General features: G+C 69.9%; 20 protein-coding genes and 1 pseudogene. 5 read left to right on the top strand and 16 right to left on the bottom strand.

Annotated elements, in window-relative coordinates; genetic code table 11:
* Positions 1 to 266: 266 nt before the first annotated feature.
* Together ACWIE7_RS13000 and ACWIE7_RS12995 are read left to right on the top strand one after the other, a co-directional pair.
* Positions 267 to 638 carry an ArsR/SmtB family transcription factor gene (locus tag ACWIE7_RS13000; protein ID WP_454069429.1) on the top strand — a complete coding sequence of 124 codons (372 nt, stop codon included), beginning with the start codon at positions 267 to 269 and terminating at the stop codon, positions 636 to 638.
* Positions 639 to 644: 6 nt separating this feature from the next.
* Complete coding sequence (locus tag ACWIE7_RS12995; protein WP_230929552.1) at positions 645 to 1,058, top strand: Fur family transcriptional regulator; 414 nt, start codon at positions 645 to 647, stop codon at positions 1,056 to 1,058.
* Positions 1,059 to 1,126: 68 nt separating this feature from the next.
* Here the strand turns inward: ACWIE7_RS12995 and ACWIE7_RS12990 are convergent, their stop codons facing one another.
* The 14 genes and pseudogenes from ACWIE7_RS12990 to ACWIE7_RS12925 form a co-directional block, all read right to left on the bottom strand.
* Positions 1,127 to 1,966: an isoprenyl transferase gene (locus tag ACWIE7_RS12990; protein ID WP_454069428.1), complete on the bottom strand. Its 840-nt coding sequence runs from the start codon at positions 1,964 to 1,966 to the stop codon at positions 1,127 to 1,129.
* On the bottom strand, positions 1,941 to 2,756 hold the full coding sequence (gene recO / locus ACWIE7_RS12985; RefSeq protein WP_454069427.1) for a DNA repair protein RecO: 816 nt from the start codon (positions 2,754 to 2,756) through the stop codon (positions 1,941 to 1,943). Before recO ends, ACWIE7_RS12990 begins: the two co-directional genes overlap by 26 nt.
* 80 nt (positions 2,757 to 2,836) lie before the next feature.
* Positions 2,837 to 3,745 carry a GTPase Era gene (gene era, locus ACWIE7_RS12980; protein ID WP_452099402.1) on the bottom strand — a complete coding sequence of 303 codons (909 nt, stop codon included), beginning with the start codon at positions 3,743 to 3,745 and terminating at the stop codon, positions 2,837 to 2,839.
* On the bottom strand, positions 3,742 to 5,058 hold the full coding sequence (locus tag ACWIE7_RS12975) for a hemolysin family protein (RefSeq protein ID WP_454069426.1): 1,317 nt from the start codon (positions 5,056 to 5,058) through the stop codon (positions 3,742 to 3,744). Before ACWIE7_RS12975 ends, era begins: the two co-directional genes overlap by 4 nt.
* A 3-nt stretch (positions 5,059 to 5,061) precedes the next feature.
* Positions 5,062 to 5,544 carry an rRNA maturation RNase YbeY gene (ybeY, locus tag ACWIE7_RS12970; RefSeq protein ID WP_230929556.1) on the bottom strand — a complete coding sequence of 161 codons (483 nt, stop codon included), beginning with the start codon at positions 5,542 to 5,544 and terminating at the stop codon, positions 5,062 to 5,064.
* Complete coding sequence (locus ACWIE7_RS12965; protein WP_230929604.1) at positions 5,541 to 6,524, bottom strand: PhoH family protein; 984 nt, start codon at positions 6,522 to 6,524, stop codon at positions 5,541 to 5,543. The genes ybeY and ACWIE7_RS12965 overlap by 4 nt, the downstream gene beginning before the upstream one ends.
* A 65-nt stretch (positions 6,525 to 6,589) precedes the next feature.
* Positions 6,590 to 7,402: a 16S rRNA (uracil(1498)-N(3))-methyltransferase gene (locus ACWIE7_RS12960; RefSeq protein ID WP_454069425.1), complete on the bottom strand. Its 813-nt coding sequence runs from the start codon at positions 7,400 to 7,402 to the stop codon at positions 6,590 to 6,592.
* Positions 7,403 to 7,408: 6 nt separating this feature from the next.
* Positions 7,409 to 8,569 carry a molecular chaperone DnaJ gene (gene dnaJ, locus ACWIE7_RS12955; RefSeq protein WP_454057129.1) on the bottom strand — a complete coding sequence of 387 codons (1,161 nt, stop codon included), beginning with the start codon at positions 8,567 to 8,569 and terminating at the stop codon, positions 7,409 to 7,411.
* Between the two features lie 83 nt (positions 8,570 to 8,652).
* Entirely contained in the window at positions 8,653 to 9,693 is a 1,041-nt protein-coding gene (hrcA, locus tag ACWIE7_RS12950) for a heat-inducible transcriptional repressor HrcA (protein WP_230929559.1), read from the bottom strand.
* A gap of 114 nt (positions 9,694 to 9,807) precedes the next feature.
* Positions 9,808 to 11,010, bottom strand: a complete 1,203-nt coding sequence (gene hemW, locus ACWIE7_RS12945; RefSeq protein WP_454069443.1) for a radical SAM family heme chaperone HemW — start codon at positions 11,008 to 11,010, stop codon at positions 9,808 to 9,810.
* 716 nt (positions 11,011 to 11,726) lie between these two features.
* Positions 11,727 to 13,115: pseudogene (locus tag ACWIE7_RS12940) on the bottom strand (WS/DGAT/MGAT family O-acyltransferase); the annotation flags it as partial.
* A 144-nt stretch (positions 13,116 to 13,259) separates the two neighbouring features.
* On the bottom strand, positions 13,260 to 13,469 hold the full coding sequence (locus ACWIE7_RS12935; protein ID WP_344989714.1) for a hypothetical protein: 210 nt from the start codon (positions 13,467 to 13,469) through the stop codon (positions 13,260 to 13,262).
* A 9-nt stretch (positions 13,470 to 13,478) separates the two neighbouring features.
* Complete coding sequence (locus tag ACWIE7_RS12930; RefSeq protein WP_454057130.1) at positions 13,479 to 15,587, bottom strand: M3 family metallopeptidase; 2,109 nt, start codon at positions 15,585 to 15,587, stop codon at positions 13,479 to 13,481.
* A 32-nt stretch (positions 15,588 to 15,619) separates the two neighbouring features.
* Positions 15,620 to 16,441 carry a TSUP family transporter gene (locus ACWIE7_RS12925; protein ID WP_454057131.1) on the bottom strand — a complete coding sequence of 274 codons (822 nt, stop codon included), beginning with the start codon at positions 16,439 to 16,441 and terminating at the stop codon, positions 15,620 to 15,622.
* A gap of 26 nt (positions 16,442 to 16,467) precedes the next feature.
* Here ACWIE7_RS12925 and ACWIE7_RS12920 point away from each other — a divergent pair, with 26 nt between their 5' ends.
* On the top strand, positions 16,468 to 16,980 hold the full coding sequence (locus ACWIE7_RS12920; protein WP_452099397.1) for a CGNR zinc finger domain-containing protein: 513 nt from the start codon (positions 16,468 to 16,470) through the stop codon (positions 16,978 to 16,980).
* 79 nt (positions 16,981 to 17,059) lie between these two features.
* On the opposite strand, the gene lepA is transcribed toward ACWIE7_RS12920, so the two are convergent.
* Complete coding sequence (lepA, locus tag ACWIE7_RS12915) at positions 17,060 to 18,919, bottom strand: translation elongation factor 4 (RefSeq protein ID WP_454069424.1); 1,860 nt, start codon at positions 18,917 to 18,919, stop codon at positions 17,060 to 17,062.
* 186 nt (positions 18,920 to 19,105) lie between these two features.
* Here lepA and ACWIE7_RS12910 point away from each other — a divergent pair, with 186 nt between their 5' ends.
* Positions 19,106 to 19,654 (top strand): type II toxin-antitoxin system PemK/MazF family toxin, encoded by a 549-nt coding sequence (locus ACWIE7_RS12910; RefSeq protein WP_452099395.1) that lies wholly within the window; start codon positions 19,106 to 19,108, stop codon positions 19,652 to 19,654.
* A gap of 165 nt (positions 19,655 to 19,819) precedes the next feature.
* Positions 19,820 to 20,080, top strand: coding sequence for a 30S ribosomal protein S20 (gene rpsT, locus ACWIE7_RS12905; protein ID WP_230929566.1), 261 nt, complete (start codon positions 19,820 to 19,822; stop codon positions 20,078 to 20,080).
* 147 nt (positions 20,081 to 20,227) lie between these two features.
* On the opposite strand, the gene ACWIE7_RS12900 is transcribed toward rpsT, so the two are convergent.
* Positions 20,228 to 20,868 (bottom strand): hypothetical protein (locus ACWIE7_RS12900; RefSeq protein WP_454069423.1); only part of this gene is annotated, 641 nt, incomplete at its 5' end.

The raw sequence follows: 20,868 nt of genomic DNA, 5'->3' as shown, positions 1-20,868 counted from the left end.
TCGCCGCTCTGGTACACCAGTCCCCGGCGCTTGCAGAGGTTGACGACGGTGTCGATGACGGAAGCTGAGGCTGCCACGTCGGGGGTTCTCCCTTTGGTGAGTCGGTTGGCGGAGGTGTCGGGGTGGATCACCTCGGCACGGGCCGGCGCCCGGGCACTTGTCCCCAGGGTATCCGGTACGGACTCCGGGTCTGGGATACTGGGGTCCCCTGCCCGAAACGACATCGGCTGCGACCTGCCGGTCGCCCAGTCCGGAGAGTGGAGAAGATGGCACCCGGGTCACAGCGGACGGCCGGCGGAGAGCCGGTCGCGGACGTGCACGAGTCCGGGCTCCACGCCGCCCCGGTGCCGCTCCCGTCCGCGCCGGTGATGTCGGCGGCGGGCGATCTGCTACGGGCCCTGTCCGCGCCGCTGCGAATCGCGATCGTGCTCCAACTGAAGGACGGCCCCCGCTGCGTGCACGAACTCGTGGACGCGCTGGGGGTGACCCAACCGCTCGTGAGTCAGCACCTGAAGGTGCTCAAGTCCTCCGGGGTGGTCTCCTCACACCGGCAGGGACGCGAGATGCGCTACGAACTGCTCGACGAGCACCTGCTGAGTATCGTCGAGGCGGCGGTCGACCACGCCGGGGAAGGATGATCTCCAGTGACCACCCCCGACAAACCGATTGGTGTGCGCTCCACAAGGCAACGCAGTGCGATCTCCGCCCTGCTCGACGAGTCCAAGGGATTCCGGTCCGCCCAGGACCTGCATGCGGAGCTGCGCGACAAAGGCGACGCGATCGGCCTGACCACCGTGTACCGGACGTTGCAGTCGATGGCCGATGCCGGCGCCGTAGACGTGCTGCGCACCGACTCCGGCGAACTGATCTTCCGGAAGTGCTCGGATTCGCACCACCATCATCTGGTGTGCCGGGAATGCGGCTTCACTGTCGAGGTCGAGGAACCCAAGGTCGAGATGTGGGCGCGCAGCGCCGGCCTCGCCCACGGGTTCACCGACGTCACCCACTCCGTGGAACTGTTCGGCCTCTGCGCCGAGTGCGCCGCCCGGGCCGGTTGACCCGGTTCGGCCCGGGCCGGGCGTGATCGACCCGGGCCGACCACCGGGCGACCACGCCGGCCGGGGCCTCAGGGTGGGGTGACGCCGCCGAAGCGCCGGTCGCGCTCGGCGTACTCCAGGCACGCGGCCCACAGGTCACGCCGGTCGAAGTCCGGGAACAGGGTGTCCTGGAAGACGAACTCGGCGTACGCGCTCTGCCAGAGCAGGAAGTTCGACGTGCGCAGTTCGCCGGACGGCCGCAGGAACAGGTCCACGTCGGGCATGTCCGGCTCGTCCAGGTACTGCGCGAAGTCGTCCTCGGAGAGGTCGTCGGGCGAGATCTCACCGGCCGCCACCCGTCGGGCGAAAGCCTGCGCGGCGTCGACGATCTCGGCGCGACCACCGTAGTTGACGCACATCGCCAGCGTCATCACCGTGTTGTCCCGGGTGAGTTCCTCGGCCTCCTCGAGTTCCGAGATGACCGACTTCCACAGTCGGGGGCGTCGTCCCGCCCAGCGGACCCGCACCCCGAGCGCGTTCATCTCGTCGCGGCGCCGCCGGAGCACGTCCCGGTTGAAGCCCATGAGGAAGCGCACCTCCTCGGGACTGCGCTTCCAGTTCTCGGTGGAGAAGGCGTACGCGGACAGGTACGGGACCCCCAGCTCGATGCATCCCTGGACCACGTCCATGAGGACGGCCTCGCCCCGCTTGTGCCCTTCGGTGCGTGGCAGTCCGCGCTCCTGGGCCCAGCGACCGTTCCCGTCCATGACCAGCGCGACGTGGCCGGGCACGAACTCCGCGGGGATCGCGGGAGGCGTGGCCCCGGACGGGTGCGGCGTCGGTGGCCGGACGGCCGCGCGCTCCCCCGCGACCGCCGCCGTGGTGCCCGCCGTGGCGGAGCGCTTACGAAATCTGGGCAGTCCGGGCACTGGACTCCTCCCTGTGGTCACGGGCGATCGCGTGCGGCGTGGAGTGTCCCGCGCCGCGGTCGACGAGGGGCAGGCTGCGCAGGTCACGCTCCAGATGCCACTGGAGGTGGGCCGCGGCGATCCCGGAGGCCTGCCGGACGACGGCGGGCGAGGACACCGCGACGGCCTCCCACTGCCCGGCCATCAGCGCCGCGAGATGCTCGGCGACGCCGGGCGAGAGCATCGCACACCCCTGCGGCCGGCAGTGCACGCACACAGTGCCGCCGGAGGGCACGTGGAACGCCCGGTGCGGCCCCACCACGCCGCAGCGCACGCAGCAGTCCAGGACCGGCTCCCAGCCGGAGGCGGACATGGCACGCAGAAGGAAGGCGTCGGCGACCAGCCCCGGGGAACGTCGCTGCTCCGCGAGGGAGCGCAGGGCGCCGACGGCGAGGCCGAGCAACCGCGGGGTCGGAGCCCCCTCCTCGCCTGCGAGTCGTTCCGCGGTCTCCAGGACCACGCATCCGGAGGTGTACGAGGGATAGTCGGCCACGAGCGGGCGGGCCAGGGACTCCCGGCTCGAGGCCTGGCGGACCGTCCCCAGCCCACTCCGGCCACGGCCGGGCGCGATCTGCACCTCCACCACGGCGAACGGCTCGAGGCTCGCGCCCATGCGTGAGCGGGTGCGGCGCACCGCCCGGGCGACCGCGCGGACCAGTCCGTGCTGCTCGGTCAGCAGCGTGACGATCCGGTCGGCCTCACCGAGGTCGTAGGTACGCACGACGAGACCGGTGTCGGTGAAGGGATGCATCCCGGTCTCCTCTCGGCATCGGTGTGGCGGCACTCGGCGTCCGCGCGAAGGTTCATCATCCCACTGGCGGCGGCCGGAGCCTAGAAGCCGAGCCGCCCCAACATCTTGGGATCGCGCTGCCACTCCTTGAGCACCTTGACGTGCAGATCCAGATAGACCCTGGTGCCCAGTAGCTTCTCGATCCCGGCGCGGGCCTGCGTGCCGACGTCGCGCATGCGGGCGCCCTTCGGGCCCAGGACGATCGCCTTCTGGCTCTGGCGCTCGACGTACACGGTCGCGTGCACGTCCACCATGTCGTCGCGGCCCTCGTGCGGCAGGACCTCTTCGATGGTCACCGCGATCGAGTGTGGCAGTTCGTCACGCACGCCCTCGAGCGCCGCCTCACGGATGAGCTCGGCCATCCGGGACTCGTCGGATTCCTCGGTGATGATGTCGTCGGGATAGAACTGCGGCCCCTCCGGCAGCAATGAGGCGATGACCTCGGCCACCACGTCGACCTGCTCTCCCGAGACCGCCGACACGGGGACCACCTCGGCCTCGGGGCCCAGGAACTTCGACACGGCGACGAGCTGCTCCATGACCTTCTGCTTGGAGACCGAGTCGATCTTGGTCACCAGGCCCATCACCGGCGTCGTGGGGCACAGGGCGCGGACCTGCTCGAGGATCCACTTGTCGCCGGGGCCGATCCGCTCACCGGCGGGGAAGCACATCCCGATCAGGTCGACGTCGGAGAAGGTCTCCTCCACCAACGCGTTGAGTCGCTCGCCCAGCAGGGTGCGGGGCCGGTGCAGGCCGGGGGTGTCCACGAGGATGATCTGGGCGTTCTCCCGGTGCACGATGCCGCGGATCGCGTGACGGGTGGTCTGGGGGCGCGACGAGGTGATCGCGATCTTCTCCCCCACCAGCGCGTTGGTCAGCGTCGATTTACCGGTGTTGGGACGTCCGACGAAACTGACGAACCCACTGCGGAACCCCTCGGGCGTGCTCATCTGTTCTCCTCGTCGTCGTCACTACCGGTCTTCTCCACGGCGGCGCGCTCGGCCACCACGGTCACCACTTTCACGCGTCCCCGCCGGTCGTGCCCGCCCTCGGCGCGCAGGTCGAGTCCCGTGCAGACCACGCGTGCGCCCGGCAGCGGGACGCGCCCGAGCTCCAGGGCGAGCAACCCTCCGAGGGTCTCGACCTCCTCGGTGACCTCGCCCGGGAACTCGATGTCGAACAGGTCGGCCACCTCGTCCAGGCCCAGCCGCGCAGACAGCCGGTACCGGCCGGCCCCGATCTCCTCTACAGGAGGCACCTCGGTGGTGTCGTACTCGTCGACGATCTCGCCGACGATCTCCTCGAGGATGTCCTCGATGGACACCAGGCCGGCGGTCCCGCCGTACTCGTCGACGAGGATCGCCAGGTGGTTGTGGTCGCGCTGCATCTCCGAGAGCAGGTCGTCGATCCGCTTGGCGTCGGGCACGAACACCGCCGGCCGCATGACCTCGGCGACCGGTGCCGCCCGGCCGTCCGGGTCGTCGAGGCGCGCCACGATGTCGCGCAGGTACACCACGCCCACCACGTCGTCGGAATTCTCGGTGTCCACGACCGGGATCCGCGAGTAGCCGGACTTGACCGTCAGGCGCGCGGCCTGGCCGACGGTCTTGTCGGACTCGATCCACACCATCTCCGTGCGCGGCGTCATGACCTCCCGCGCCGTGGTGTCGCCGAGTTCGAAGACGGACTGGATCATGCGGGATTCGTCATCCGCGACTACCCCGCGCTCCCGCGCCATGTCCACGATCTCGAGCAGCTCGATCTCTGTGGCGAACGGGCCGTTGCGGAAGCCGCCACCCGGGGTGACGGCGTTACCCACGCCGACCAGCAACCGGGCGACCGGCCCGAGGACGATCCCCACCACCGTCATGGGTACGGCCGAGCCCAGTGCGATCGAGTAGGCGTGCTGACGGCCGAGCGTGCGCGGCCCGACCCCGGCCACCACATAGGCCGCGACCGTGGTCACGGCCGCGGCGGTCACCAGTGCCCACGCCGCGGAGTCGATGACGTCATTGAACACCACGGTGAACAGCACGGCGGTCGCCACCAGGCTCAGCACGTGGACCAGCACCGCCACGTTGATGTAGCGGGGCCGCTGCTTCAGCATCGTGGACAACCGCGCCGCCCCGTACCGGCCCTCCTTGGCCATCTCCTCCACGCGCGCCACCGACACGGTGCTCAGTGCGGCGTCGAGAGCGGAGAACAGACCGGCGGTGAGGATGAGCAGGACGGCGCCGACCGCCGCGAGGATCGTCTCGTCCACGACTCAGGCGTCCCCCGCCGGGCGTTCGTCCCGATGGTCGTACCACTCGGCCAGGAGCTCGTTCTGCAGCCCGAACATCTCCCGCTCCTCCGCGGGCTCCGCGTGGTCATAACCGAGCAGGTGCAGGCAGCCGTGGACCGTGAGCAGCGCCAGCTCGTGCGCGAGCGGATGCCCGGAGCTGGCGGCCTGGTCGGCGGCGAACGCCGGGCACAGCACGATGTCGCCGAGCATGGCGGGCCCCGGCTCGGGCAGGTCCGGGCGTCCGCCGGGGGTGAGCTCGTCCATCGGGAAGCTCATCACGTCGGTCGGCCCGGGCAGGTTCATCCACGTCACGTGGAGATCGGCCATGGTGTCCTTGTCGACGAGCGTGATGGACAACTCGGCGGCCGGGTGGACGTCCATCCGGGCGATCACGAACGCGGCCACGTCGACGAGCTCTGCCTCGTCGACCTCCACACCCGACTCGTTGGCGACCTCGATACTCATCGGCGGCGCTGCTCCCTGTTCCTGTGCGGCTCGGTGTTCCGGTGTGACCGGGTCTCGTTCTGGCCCCGTTCGAGGCGGGCTTCGTGCTTGGCATAGGCGTCCACGATCCGGCCCACCAACGCGTGCCGGACCACGTCCTTCGAGGTGAGCTCCGAGAAGTGGATGCCCTCGACCCCGGAGAGGATCTCGCGCACCACCTTCAGGCCGGAGCGCTGCCCGCCGGGCAGGTCGATCTGGGTGATGTCGCCCGTCACGACGATCTTGGACCCGAAGCCCAGGCGCGTGAGGAACATCTTCATCTGCTCGGGCGTGGTGTTCTGGGCCTCGTCCAGCACGATGAACGAGTCGTTGAGCGTGCGCCCGCGCATGTACGCCAGCGGCGCCACCTCGATCACGCCGGCCGCCATGAGCTTGGGGATTGTCTCGGGGTCCATCATGTCGTGCAGCGAGTCGAACAGCGGCCGCAGGTACGGGTCGATCTTCTCGTGCAGCGTGCCCGGCAGGTAGCCGAGCCGCTCCCCCGCCTCCACCGCGGGCCGCGTGAGGATGATGCGGCTGACCTCCTTGGCGCGCAACGCGGCGACGGCCTTGGCCATGGCGAGATAGGTCTTACCGGTGCCGGCGGGGCCGAGCCCGAAGGAGATGGTGTGCTCGTCGATCGCATCGACGTACCGCTTCTGGCCGAGCGTCTTGGGCCGGATCATCCCGCCGCGGCGCGAGAGCACGTCGGTGCCCAGCACTTCCTCGGCGGTCAGCGGACCGGACCCGGCGAGGATCTCGACCGATCGACGCACAGAGGCGGGGGTGATCTCCACGCCCTTGCGGGCCTGGCGCAGCAGGTCCGACACGACGCGGGAGGCGGTGTCGACCGCCTCCGGATGGCCGGAGACGGTCATGGTGCCGCCCCGGACGTGCAGGTCGGCGTCGAGAAGTTCCTCGAGGGTGCGGAGGTTGGTGTCGGCGGCGCCGAGCACCGCCATCGCCAGGTCGGGGTCGAGCTGGACCGCCGTGCGGACGGTATCGCTGTCTGGGGTGCTTACGTGGATCACTTCCCGTGGTGTGGTGCGGTTGCCCCGAGTGTAGTACCCGCACCGGCCCACCTCGGGGTGAGAACGCCGAGCGCCCCCAACGCGACGGCCGCGGCGGTGGAGGTGCGCAGGACCTCCGGTCCCAGTACGACGGGGCGTGCGCCGGCGCCGGTCAGTGCCTCCAGCTCGGCGTCGGAGACGCCGCCCTCGGGCCCGACGACGACGAGGACGTTCATCGGCCGCCCGTGGGCCCCGTGAGTCGGGGCGGTCACCGCGTCCGCGAACGGCACGGCCCCCTCCTCGTGCAGGATCAGCACGCGTGTTCCGGCGGCCGCCTCCTCGGCGACGAGCCGGGCCAGGGCTGCCGAGTCGAGCAGCTCACCGATCTCGGGCTCGTGGGCCCGCCGCGACTGCTTGGCGGCGGCCCGCGCGGCGTTCGCCCACTTGGTGCGGCCCTTACCCACCTTGGCGCCGGCCCAGCGACTCACGCAGCGCTCGGCCTGCCAGGGAACGATCCGGTCGGCGCCGGCCTCGGTCGCCAGCTCCACCGCCAGTTCGGAGCGTTCCGATTTGGGCAGGGCCTGGACAACCGTGACCTCCGGGACGGGGCGCGGGACGTCCGTCCGGGTGCCGACCTCGGCTTCGACGACGCCCGGGCTCGTCGTCGTCACCACACAGTCGGCCACGGCCCCACGGCCGTCACCGACGCGGATCGGTTCCCCCGGGCGGAGCCGCAGCGCGCTACCGGCGTGACGCCCCTCGGGGCCGTCGAGCACGACGGTCTCACCCACGGCCGGGACGGCCTCCACCCGGAACAGCGACGGGGTCACAGGGCGTCAGTGCCCGGCGACCGCGTCGCGCAGGCGGGAGAACAGACCGCCGCGGCGGGCGGTGTCCTCGCTGACGACCTCGGCCGAATCGCCGTCCAGGCGACGCAACTGCTCGACGAGGTCGCGGCGCTTGCGGTCGAGCTTCTCGGGCACCACGACCTCCATGTGCACGGTGAGGTCGCCTGCACCTCCACCTCGGACGCGCGGCATGCCGCGGTCGGTGAGGGTGACGGTGTGGCCGGGCTGGGTGCCGGCCGGGATCTCGATCTCGATCGGGTCACCGATGACGGTCTCGAGCTCGACGGTGCCGCCGAGCATCGCGTCGACCACCGGGACCCGCACGGTGCAGTGCAGGTCCTCGCCGTCGCGTACGAACACCGGGTGCGTGCGCTCGTTGACCTCGATGTACAGGTCCCCGGCGGGCCCGCCGCCGGGGCCCACCTCGCCCTGGCCGGACAGCCGGATCCGCATGCCGCCGCCGACACCGGCGGGGATCTTGGCGGACACGGTGCGACGCTTGCGGACGCGGCCCTGACCGGTGCAGTCACCACACGGATCGGTGATGATCTCGCCGGTCCCGGCGCACGTCGGGCAGGGGCGGCTGGTCATGATGTTGCCCAGCAGCGAGCGCTGCACGGACTGGATCTCGCCCTGGCCCTGGCACATGCCGCAGGTGGCGGGCGGCGCATCGGAGGCCGAGCCCTTGCCGTGACAGGTCTCGCACAGCACCGCCGTGTCGACCTTGATCTCCTTGGTGACGCCTGTCGCGCACTCGTCCAGGGTCAGGTTCACCCGGATGAGCGCGTCCGAACCGGGCTGGACCCGGCTGCGCGGGCCCCGGCCGCCGCCTCCGCCGCCGGCACCACCGAAGAAGGCCTCGAACACGTCGCCGAGGCCGCCACCGAAGCCACCGCCGAATCCGCCGCCGTAACCGCCACCGCCGCCGCCGGAGTCGAGCGGATCCCCGCCCATGTCGACGATGCGTCGCTTCTCCGGGTCGGTGAGGACCTCGTAGATCGCGGTGATCTCGCTGAACCGCTCACGCGCCTCGTCCGACGGGTTGACGTCAGGGTGGAGCTCGCGGGCGAGCTTGCGGTAGGCGCGCTTGATCTCGGTCTCCGAGGCGCCCCTATCGACCCCGAGGGTCCCGTAGTAGTCGCGTGACACGTCTGACCTTTCGTTCAAGAAGACTGTTCGTGCTCGTGGTGCCGCCTGCTCGACGCCGCGGCTCCTGGAAGAGAGTACGGGGGTCAGCGCCCGCCGAGGATCTCGCCCACGTAGTGGGCAACAGCGGCGACCGAGGCGATTGTTCCCGGATAATCCATCCGGGTGGGTCCCAGCACCCCCATGCCGCCGAACGCGTGGCCCTCCGCGCCGTACTGCGAGGAGACCACCGACGCGCCGCGGATCTCGGCAGATTGGGTCTCGGCGCCGATCTGCACGGTGACGCCGCCCGGCCCGCCCGCGCCCACGGCCTGGGCGGCGGTGAGCAGACGCAGGATCACGACCTGCTCCTCCAGCGCCTCCAGCACCGATCGCAGGGAGCCGTCGAAGTCGGCGGCGCTCCGCGTGAGGTTGGCGGTGCCGCCCAGCACGATCCGGTCGTCCGGGTGCTCGACGAGCGTGTCCACGAGCACGGTGACGCAACGCTCCACCGCGTCGCGGTACGCCGGCCGGGCCTGCTCCCCCGTGGCCGTGAGTGCCGCGGAGGCGTCCGCGAGACGCTTGTCGGCCACGGCCTCGGAGAGCAGGGTCCGGATCTCGGCGAGGTGCTCCTCGGTATGCGGGGCCGCGAGCTCGACGGTTCGCTGGTCGACGCGGCCGGTGTCGGTGATGAGGACCAGCAGCAGCCGCGTGGGGGTCAGACTCACGACCTCGAGATGCCGCACGGTCGAGCGGTCGAGGACCGGGTACTGGACCACCGCGACCTGGCGGGTGAGCTGCGACAGCAGCCGAACCGCCCGCCGGAGCACGTCGTCCAGGTCGAGCGCGCCTTCGAGGAAGGCCCGGATGGCCTTGCGCTCGGCTCGCGAGAGCGGCGTGATCTCCTCGATCGAGTCGACGAAGTGGCGGTAGCCCTTCTCCGTGGGCACGCGTCCCGAGCTCGTGTGGGGCTGCACGATGAACCCCTCCGCCTCCAGCACCGCCATGTCGTTGCGGATGGTCGCGCTGGAAACTCCCAGTGCGTGCCGGTCGACGAGCGCCTTGGAGCCGACCGGTTCGTGGCAGGCGATGTAGTCCGAGACGATGGCCCGCAGAACGTCGGTCCTACGGTCTGATGCGCTCGACATGGACCGCCCTCCTTCCAGTTCTCCGGTGCTGTGTGTCTACGACCTCGCCCGCGGCACGGGCCCGATTCACCCGCTGCATGGGCCCGATTCTAGGCGAGCCCGGGCGTGTTCTCCTCAGAGGAGGATGTCGCGGACGACTCCGTCAGCCAACAGTCTGCCCGCCTCGGTGAGCGCGAAGCCGGGCCCGCCCGGGTGATCGGTCCCGCGCCGCCGCAGCAGGCCGGCCGCGACCTGCTCGCCCGCGCGTGCCCGCTCCTCGGCCGTGAACGCCTCGTCCCCGAGCCCCTCGGCCAGTCGGAGCGCGGTCATGATCAGTTCGATGTGACGGTCCTCGTCGGTGAGCCTCTCGCCGCCGTCGACGGGGAGATCGCCGGCATCGCAGGCGGCCGCGTACCGGGCGGGGTGCTTGAGGTTCCACCAGCGCGCGCCGGCCACGTGGGAGTGGGCTCCCGGCCCGACGCCCCACCAGTCGCCACCACGCCAGTAGCCCAGGTTGTGGCGGCAGTATCCGGATTCGCCCGTCGCGAAGTTGGAGACCTCGTACCAGCGGAAGCCGGCGCGCGACAGTCGCTCGCTCACCTGCTCGTACCGGTCGGCCAGGACGTCGTCGACCGTATTCGGCAGCTCGCCGCGACGGATTCGTCGTGCGAGGGCCGTACCGTCCTCGACGATGAGCGAGTAGGCGGAGACGTGGTCCACGCCGGCATCGACCACCGCATCGAGAGTGCGCGCCAGATCGTCCTCGCGTTCTCCGGGCGTCCCGTAGATGACGTCGAGGTTGACGTGCTCGAACCCCGCCCGGACGGCCTCGGCGACGGCCTCCTGTGGGCGCCCCGGGGTGTGCGCGCGGTCGAGGATCTGCAGCACGCGTGCAGAGGTCGATTGCATGCCCAGCGAGATGCGGGTGAATCCACCCTCGCGCAGTGTGGTGAAGAACTCTGGCGAGGTGGACTCGGGGTTGCTCTCCGTGGTGACCTCGGCGCCGGGGGCCAGGCCGAACGCGGAATCGATGCGGTCGAGCAGACCCACCAGGACGTCGGCCCCGACGAGGGAGGGGGTGCCACCGCCCACGAATACCGTGTCCACCTTCGGCGCGGTGCCCGAGCGGGCGAGCACGTCGGCTGCCCGTTCGATCTCGATGGCCGCGGCCCTCTCCCAGTCGACGGGCGAGGTGGCGGAGCCCAGTTCGCCCGCGGTGTAGGTGTTGAAATCGCAGTAGCCACACCGCGTCGAGCAGAACGGGACGTGAAGGTAGATCCCGAACGGCGAGGCGGGATCGCGTTCAGGTGGGGCGAGCGCGAGTCCCGCCGGGTCCACGCCGGCGGTCACGCCTGACCGGTGTCGGGGGTCGAGCCGGTCTCACCTCGAGCCTCGGGGCGGGCCGGCGTCGCGGAGGGCGCCACAGACGACGAGGCCGCGGCCGGTGCCGCGCCGGTCGGCTTGGAACCGGTCGGCTTCTGTGCGGGGGGAGTGGCGGGAGTAACCGACTTCGACGCGGACTCCGCGACCGCGGGTGCGGGCCGACCTGGTGTCTCGGCGGCGGGCTTGGTCCCGGCGGCGGGCTTCTGCGCGACAGGCGTGGCCGCGGGCGCGGGTTTCTGCGCCACCGGCTTGGACTCGGACACCTTCCTGGGCGTCCTCGTGGCGGCGGCCTTCTTCGCGGGGGTCTTCGAGGTGGCCGCCTTCTTCGCCGGGGCCTTCGTGGCGACGGCCTTCTTCGCGGGGGTCTTCGAGGTGGCGGCCTTCTTCGCCGGCGTCTTCGTGGCGACGGCCTTCTTCGCAGGGGTCGAGGCCGCCGGGGCCTCCGGTGAATCCGCCGTGGTATCCGCGGCCGGGGTCGTCTGCGCCGCTGCGGGCGAGGCCTTGCGGGGCGGGGCCTTCTTGGCGGGCGCCTTCTTGGCCGGATTCTTCGGCGCGGGCTCCACCTTCGCCGAGTTCTTCGCCGACTGGCGAGCCGCCTTTCGCTGCGCACGACGGTCTGCCGCCAACTCTGTAGCCGTCTTCTTCTCCACGGCGGGTGCGCCGCTGCGCTCACGCTCGGCGGCGGCCTCGACGAACTCCGCCAACGCCTCCGTGACGGCGTCGGCGAGTGGCCACGGATCGGGTACGGAGCGCTTGCACGCGATGAATCCGAAGTGCAGCCTGCCGTCCATCGACATCACCGTGCAGTTCAGTCCCGCACCGTGGAAGACGGGACCCAGCGGCAGCATCTGCTCGATGCGGGCACCCAGGAAGTAGAGCGGGATGTTGGGCCCCGGCACGTTGGAGATGACCAGGTTGTGCACCACCGGGTGGCGCTCGGACAGCCGCAGCCGCGAGTACATCCGAACGGCCGACCCGAAGACCGAGGGGGCGGCGAACTGCGCCCAGTCGGTCAGCAGGTTGGCATCGAGTGCGTTGGTGTGGTCCTTGGCCACGACGTTGGCGTCGCGGATGGCCTCGAGGCGCTCGACCGGGTCGTCGATGTCGGTGGACAGCGACATGAACATCCCGGACACGCGGTTGGTGCCGGGGCGGGACTCCGCAGCGTGGACGGACATCGGGACCATCGCGATGAGCGGCTTCGCCGGCAGCGCGTTCTGCCCGTCGAGGTACTTGCGCAGGGCCGTGGACGTGATGGCGAGCACCACGTCGTTGACGGTGGTTCCGAACGCGTTCTTGACCCGCTTGATGTCGTCCAGGTCCACGCTCGCGAACGAAATGGTGCGGTGGCCGGTGATCGTCCGGTTGAACGGGGTCCGCGGGGCCGTGAACGGAGCCGGCATCGCCAACCCCTTGCGGGCGCGGCTGATCCAGGACGGCAGCACGCCGAGGGTCCCGGGCAGCAGGGAGGCGAGCCGCCACGGGGTGGCAAGACGCGAGAGTGCACCCCCCACCGCCAGCTCGAGCGCCCCCGAGCCCCCGGCGGTCTCCTTGACCAGGTCGGCGTCCAGCGCCGGATTGTCAGGGGTGAGCGTGCACAGCTGCGACATCATATTGGCGCCGGTGACGCCGTCGACCGTCGAATGGTGCATCTTGGCGAACACCGCGACCCGGCCGTCGGACAGACCTTCGATGACGTACATCTGCCACAGCGGCATCGAGCGATCGATCGGCTGGCTGGCCAGGTGCGCGCACAGTTCGGCGAGCTCATGATCGTCCCCCGGCTCGGGCAATCCGATCCGCTGGAGATGATGATCGATGTCGAAGCTCTCGTCCTCGACCCACACCGGGTGGTCGACGTTGAGCATCGAATCGTGCAGCTTGCGCCGGAACGCCGGCATGCCGGTGACCCGGCGCGCGAGTTCGGTACGCAGGTTGTCGAAGGTGTAGCCGCCGGGAACCTCCGAGACGTCCAGAACGATCAACCCACACACGTGGAGAAGCTGAGACCGGGTCTCGAAATACAGGAAACTGGCGTCAAGTCCACTTAAACGCTGCATGACGGGAGTGTACTTCCGGAATCGACTCCACGGCGGTGGTCCGGCCGACCGCCGCGCGAGGTCAGAGAACCTCGATGAGGAACCAGGCGATGACGACGAAGACGATCAGCAGGATCAGAGCGAGGGTGACACGTGACCGGGGCATCAGCGGACCTCCTTCCCGGTCTCGGCGGGCCGGGACGCGACGAGCACCCGGAACCGGTGCACGAGAACGTCTGCGACCTTCTCGACCAGCACCGCGGTGGCCAGGAACAGCGGAATCCCCATCGCGAGCATGATCACCACCTGCAGCGGAAAGGGCAGGGTGACGAGCCAGAGCTCGACCCTGTCCCAGAACTGCAGAAACGCTGACACGTACCGATCCTACGATCGCCCTGCGGCGGCGGCCTCACGGCCACCGACCACGGAGGAGTCCAGTCCGCGACGACGCAGCAGCGCCGCCGGATCCGGGTCGCTCCCGCGTAGGCTCCGATAGGCGTCCAGGAAGTCGATGGCACCACCACGGGAGAGCACCTCGCGGCGCATCGCGTCACCGGAGGAACGCTGCAGTCCCCCGCTCTCGACAAACCACTCGGCGGCATCCGCGTCGAGGACCTCGGCCCAGAAGTAGGAGTAGTAGGCCGCCGAGTAACCGCCGGCGAACACATGCTGGAAATAGCGGGACCGGTAGCGCGGTTCGATCCCCGGCACGTCGAGGCCCGCATCAGCCAGGACCTTCGACTCGAACGCATCGACGTCGGTGACCTCGCGCGCCTGCTCGAGGGTCAACGAATGCCACGCCAGGTCGAGCAGCGCGGCCGCGAGGTACTCCACGGTCGCCTGCCCCTCACCGAAGCGCTCCGCCTCCCGCATCCGTTCGACCAGCTCCGCCGCGATGGGCTCGCCGGTCTCCCGGTGCCGGGCGTAATGGGCGAGCATCTCGGGACGACGAGCCCACATCTCGTTGACCTGGGAGGGGAACTCCACGAAGTCGCGGGGCACGGACGTGCCCGAGAACACGGGGTACTCCACGTCGGAGAGCAGCCCGTGCAGGGCGTGCCCGAACTCGTGGAACATCGTGGTGACCTCGTCCATCGTCAGCAGCGTCGGCTCCCCTTCCGCCGGACGGGACAGGTTCATGACGTTGACGATCACCGGGCGGGAGTCGAGGAGCCTCGACTGGTCCCGGAACGAGGTCATCCAGGCTCCGCCACGCTTGGTGGGTCGCGCGTAGTAGTCCAGTAGCAGCAGGCCGATGCCGGCGTCCCGCTCGGACCGCTCGTCGTCGAACACCTCGACCACCCGGACGTCGGGCAGGTAGCCGGCCAGGTCGGGCCGCTCGGCGAAACGCAGGCCGTACAGCTGCTCGGCGGAGTACATCACAGCGTCCCGCAGCACGGTCTCCAGCTCGAAGTAGGGGCGCACCGTCGCGTCGTCGACGCTGTAGCGCTCGGAACGAAGACGCTCCGACTCCCAGGCCCAGTCCGCCGGGTCGAGAGAACGGTCCTCGCCGCCGAGCAGGTCCTTGGCCTCGTTGCGGGCGTTGGTCACCGCGGCGTCCACCACGTCCATCAGCAGCCCGCGGGCGGCCTCGGGTGTCTCGGCGGTCTCCACCGCGAGCACGTGGTCGGCGTGGCAGCGCAGGCCCAGCAGCTCGGCCCGCTCGGCACGCAGCCGGACGATCTCGAGGACGATCGGGGTGTTGTCGTGTCCCGCGGTCGAGCCCCGCTTCATCGATGCCTCCATGACGCGTCCGCGCAGTCCGGCGTCGTCGAGCCAGGCGCTGATCGGCTGCACCGTGGGCAGACCCAGCGGGATCAGCCAGCCCTCGAGACCGGCCTGCTCTGCGGAGGCGGCCAGCGACGCGCGCATGGATTCCGGAAGCCCCGCGAGCTCGGACTCGTCGGCGACCGGTACTGCCAGTTCCGTAGTGGAGGCCAGGAGGTTCTCGCCGAACTCCGTCGTCAGTTCGGCCAACCGGGTGTCGATCGCGGTCAGGCGGGCGCGGGCCCCGTCCTCGAGGGCCGCGCCGGCACGGAGCAGGTCCCGGTGGTGGCGCCGGATGAGGCGGGCGGTCTCGTCGTCGACATCCAGCTCTCCCGCCTCGAGCGCCGCGGCGACCGCGTCTACACGGGCGTAGAGGACCGGGTCCGTCATGACCGCCGAGTGATGCGCGGCCAGCAGCGGGGACACCACGCGGTCCACATCGAGCCGGGCGGGCGTCGCGTCGGGCCCGAGCAGCCCGTAGAACACCGACAGCACGCGGTGCAGCGCCTGCCCCGAGCGTTCCAGCGCGATCACCGTGTTCTCGACGGTCGACGCCTCCGGGCTCGAGGAGATGGCGGCGACCTCGGCCGCGTGGTCGTCGATCGCGGCCCGGATCGCCGGCTCCAGGTCCTCGTCCCGGACGGCGGCGAAGTCCGGCAGCCCGTACGGCAGTGACGACTCGTCGAGCAGCGGGTGGAGCGGGGCATCGGGGCTCGGGGTGGTCATGACCGCGAGTCTACGGACGGCGCGACACGGGCTCACACCCACGTGGACACGGTGTCCCAGGCGAGCCTGGCCCCGAGGATCACGATGACCAGCAGGAACACCCTCCGGATGAACTCGTTGCCATGGCGCATGGCCATCCGCGCCCCGAGGAAGCCGCCGGCGAGATTCGCCACCGCCATGCAACCGCCGATCACCCACAGCAGCTCTCCGTGCAGCCCGAACACCAGGATGGACGCGATGTTGGTGGTGAGGTTGGCGAGCTTGGCCGCGACGGTCCCCTGCAGGAAGCCGAAACCCAGGAACGCCACGATCGCGATCACGAAGAACGAGCCCGTCCCCGGCCCCAACACGCCGTCGTAGAACCCGATCACCAGCCCGATCACCGCGGACCGCCACGCCCTGGCCCAGCCGCTGAAGCGCTCGGCATGGGTGCGGCCCAGGTTCGGCTTGAGCCACGTGTAGGTGCCCACCACGATCACCGCGACCAGCACGATCGGCGTGAGCAGCTCCTTGGGGATGAAGCGTGCGACCGAGGATCCTGCGGCCGAGCCCGCGAACGCCGCGGCCACGAGTGGCGCCACCATGGCCACCGGAACCCGGATCTTGCGCAGGTAGGTCAGGGTGGCGACGAGCGTGCCCGCCACCGAGGACAGTTTGTTGGTCCCCAGCACCTCGGGCGTCGAGACGTCAGCGGGTAGCGCGATGACCAGCGCGGGCAGCTGGATCAGCCCACCCCCGCCGACCACCGAGTCGACCCACCCGGCGACGAAGGCCGCCAGCACGAGCGCGAGCAGCACCCAGACCGGGATGCCGAGCGCCGGAGAGGCGGCGAGCTGCGCGAAGGTCTGGGGCATGCCGACAACTGTGCTGTAATCGGTTTGTGTATATCAACCCTTACGGCGCCGATCCGGTCACCCTGGCCGCCGACCTGGCCAACCGCCGCCCCCGCAGCGCCCGCGAACTCGTGGACCGCTGCCGGGAAGCCGGCGTGACCATCGACCGTGAAGCCCGGGAGGAAGAACTCGCGGAGGTCGACGAGTTCCTGGACGGATGGCTCGTCGTCGTCGACACCACCGATCCCCGTGCCCGCGCCGAGGCGCTCAACACCCTCCTCGCCGAGCACGCCGGGCCGCCCCGCCTGACCGACCACGACGGTCACTGGCACGTCCACTACCGCGCCGACGACGTCAGCTTCGCCCGCCTGCTCACCGCCATGTTCTCCGTCGGCACGGCGCTGCACCTCACCGAGCGCGGCATCGACCGGCTGTCCCGGTGCGCTGCGGACGACTGCGAGGACGTCTTCGCCGACACCACCCGCAACGGACGCAAAACCTACTGCTCGCCGCGGTGCAATAACCGGTCGGCAGTACGACGCCACCGCGCCCGCGCCTAGGTGGACTGCCCGGGGAGGTCGGGCGACGACACCGAAGGGCGGCCGGTGTGACCGACCGCCCCGGGGCAGGAAAGTGCCCCTACTTCTTGTCCGAGCTCGTGTCCGAGGACAGGGCTGCCACGAAGGCCTCCTGCGGCACGTCCACCCGGCCGATGGACTTCATGCGCTTCTTGCCCTCCTTCTGCTTCTCGAGCAGCTTGCGCTTACGGCTGATGTCGCCGCCGTAGCACTTGGAGAGCACGTCCTTGCGGATCGCGCGGATGTTCTCGCGGGCGATTATCTTGGAGCCGATCGCGGCCTGCACCGGCACCTCGTACTGCTGGCGCGGGATGAGCTCCTTGAGCTTCACGGTCATCTTGTTTCCGTAGCCCTGCGCGTAGTCGCGGTGCACGATCGCGCTGAACGCGTCCACGGCCTCGCCCTGCAGCAGGATGTCGACCTTGACCAGATCCGCCAGCTGCTCGCCGGCCTCCTCGTAGTCCATCGACGCGTAGCCCTTGGTGCGGGACTTGAGCGAGTCGAAGAAGTCGAAGATGATCTCGCCCATCGGCAGGATGTATCGCAGCTCGACGCGCGTCTCGGACAGGTAGTCCATGCCCTTCATCTCGCCGCGCTTGGACTGGCACAGTTCCATGGTGGTGCCCACGAACTCGCTCGGCACGATGATCGTGCACTTGACGATCGGCTCATAGATCTCGCGGTGCTTACCCTCGGGCCAGTACGACGGGTTGGTCACCTGGTGCTCCGAGCCGTCCTCGGCGATCACCCGGTACACCACGTTCGGTGCGGTCGAGATGAGGTCGAGGTTGAACTCGCGCTCGAGCCGGTCGCGGGTGATCTCCATGTGCAGCAGGCCGAGGAAGCCACAGCGGAAGCCGAAGCCCAGGGCCACCGACGTCTCCGGCTCGTAGTCGAGAGACGCGTCGTTGAGCCGCAGCTTGTCCAGCGCGTCCCGCAGAACCGGGTAGTCGGAGCCGTCGATCGGGTACAGGCCCGAGAACACCATCGGGTTGGGCTCGGCGTAACCGGGCAGCGGCTCGGTCGCGCCGCCGCGGGCGCTGGTCACCGTGTCGCCGACCTTGGACTGGCGGACGTCCTTCACCCCGGTGATGAGGTATCCCACCTCGCCCGGCCCGAGTCCCTTGGTCGCCTTGGGCTCCGGCGAGATGATCCCGATCTCGAGCAGCTCGTGGTTGGTGCCCGTCGACATCATGGTCAGCTTCTCGCGCGGGGTGAGCGATCCGTCGACCACACGCACGTAGGTCACGACGCCGCGGTAGGTGTCGTAGACGGAGTCGAAGATCATCGCGCGGGCCGGGGCGTCAGGATCCCCCACCGGGGCCGGGATGGTCTCGCAGAGCTTGTCCAGGAGCGCCTCGACACCCTCGCCGGTCTTGCCCGACACGCGCAGGACATCGCCGGGCTCGCAACCGATGATGTGGGAGATCTCCTCGGCGAACCGCTCCGGGTCGGCGGCCGGCAGATCGATCTTGTTGAGCACGGGGATGATCTCGAGATCGTTCTCCATGGCCAGGTAGAGGTTGGCCAGGGTCTGCGCCTCGATCCCCTGCGCGGCGTCCACCAGCAGGATCGCGCCCTCACACGCCTCCAGCGCGCGGGAGACCTCGTAAGTGAAGTCCACGTGGCCGGGGGTGTCGATCATGTGCAGGACGATCTCCTCGCCCTCGTGCGCACCGGAGCGTGGCACCCACGGAAGGCGGACGTTCTGCGCCTTGATGGTGATGCCGCGTTCGCGCTCGATGTCCATCCGGTCGAGGTACTGGGCGCGCATGAGGCGCTCCTCGACCACACCGGTCAGCTGCAGCATGCGGTCGGCCAGGGTCGACTTGCCGTGGTCGATGTGCGCGATGATGCAGAAGTTCCTGATCCTGGCCGGATCGGTGAACGTCGTCTCTGCGAAGTTGGGAATCTCGATCACTCCTGGAGGCGGGCCCGGGTGCGGCTGGATTGCGGTACGTCCGGACGATCACCCCATTGTCACACGACCGCGCCCGGAACACTCATCACGTATCGGCCCGTGCGCACCGCATCGACGGCGCCGTCGCCCGGGAAGCGAGCGGTCGAGGCAGTCATGGCGCGGGCGTCGGCCGTTACCCTTGGCCGCATGGCTATCGACTGGGCCCGCGTGGGTCGCAAGGCAGTCCACATGGGACGCAAGTACGGGCCGACGGTCGCCCAAGCGGTACGGAAGCAGCTCGACGAGCGCGGAGGATCCCCCGCGTTGGGGTCGCGGAACGCCGAGGCGGGCCGGCCCGCGACCACCACCACCGCGCCCACCTCCAGCCGCGCCCGCACCCTGGCCTACGCCCCCGACCTGGACGGTCACGCCGACCCCGGCGAGATCGTGTGGACGTGGGTGGCGTTCGAGGAGAACGACGGTCGCGGCAAGGACCGTCCGGTCCTGGTGGTGGGTCGGGACGGGGATCGTCTGCTCGGCCTCCAGCTGTCGTCCCGGTCCAAGCGCGACGACGACAACGGCTGGCTCGGGCTCGGCAGCGGGCCCTGGGACTCGGAGGGACGCCCCAGCTGGGTGCGTCTCGACCGCGTGCTGGATGTGCCCGAACAGGGCATCCGGCGCGAGGGCGCGATCTGCCCCAGGGACGCGTTCGACCGCGTGGCGGACCGGCTCCGTCGCGACTACGGCTGGCGCTGACGCCGCGCCGGTCGCGTTTTGGCCGGTGACGCGCCCGCTGGTAAAGTGGGCCGTCGGTGTCCACCGGACGGCGTTCAGCGCGTCCACAAGGACAAAGACGACAAGACATCCGATCGGCGGGATCCCCTCGTGGAGCCGTCGACACACGACAAAAAGGTGTGACGAGTGGCCAACATCAAGTCCCAGATCAAGCGGAACCGCACCAACGAGCGCAGCCGTCTCCGCAACCAGTCGACCAAGTCGGCTCTGCGTACCGCCATCCGCAGCCTCCGCGCCGCCACCGAGGCCGGCGACAAGGAGAAGGCTGGCGCCCTGCTGGTCGCGACCTCGCGTCAGCTCGACAAGGCGGCCAGCAAGGGTGTCATCCACCAGAACCAGGCCGCCAACAAGAAGTCGGCGCTCGCCAAGGCTGTCGACCAGCTCTGAGGCACCCCGGCCCTCTCCGGATGAGAGGTCCCCAGCCCCGCGTCGGCCAACGCTGACGCGACGCGGCTCCGAGGGCCCACCAGCATCGTCACTGATGCGCGGTGGGCCCTCGTCGTGTGTCAGGACCCTGCTGCTACGAGGACGCTCCTACGCGCCCCCTGCGCCACTCGACTCTGTATAGCGTTCGACATTCGGATCGAACGCGATGACATGGGTGGGGTCCGGTTCGATGAGAAGGGCCTCGGGCGCGGTGGTCGCGTGTCTGCGTGATCGTGCGCGAGCCGGGCGCGGCTGGATGTCGGCCGCCGTCGGAGGGCTGACGATGACCACCACCTTCGTACCCGGCAACGGCACCCGGGTGGGCGACGTGGCCATCTGCGCCGCCACATCCCGCACACCGTCGCCGTCCCCGAATCGAACCGTCACGTCGAACTGGCACAGGCCGGCGACTCGCTGGTGGCAGTGTCCTACCCGGCCGAGCGTGCCGACGTGGTGCGCACCTGTGGCACGGATACTTGCGATGCGACGCTGTTCACGGACCGCCCCGGACACGGCGAACGGAACCACGAGCACAGAGAACACGATGAACGCGGCGACGACCAGTACGACGATCGACATGATCGTCATATCGACCTGCTGCGCATGTCGTTCACCCAGCGGGATCATCTCGACGTAATCGTTCAGCAGCCGTCGGTGAACTTCCGCGGCGATACCCACCCCGAGGGCGATCGCCGCGCCCGCGGTGATCGTCGACGCGAATGCCTGCCCATAACGATCGAGCAGCCGTG

The sequence above is a fragment of the Dietzia sp. NPDC055343 genome, from assembly GCF_053645265.1.
The sequence above is the reverse complement of the archived record's forward strand: the minus strand, read 5'-3'. Positions and strand labels throughout refer to the sequence as shown.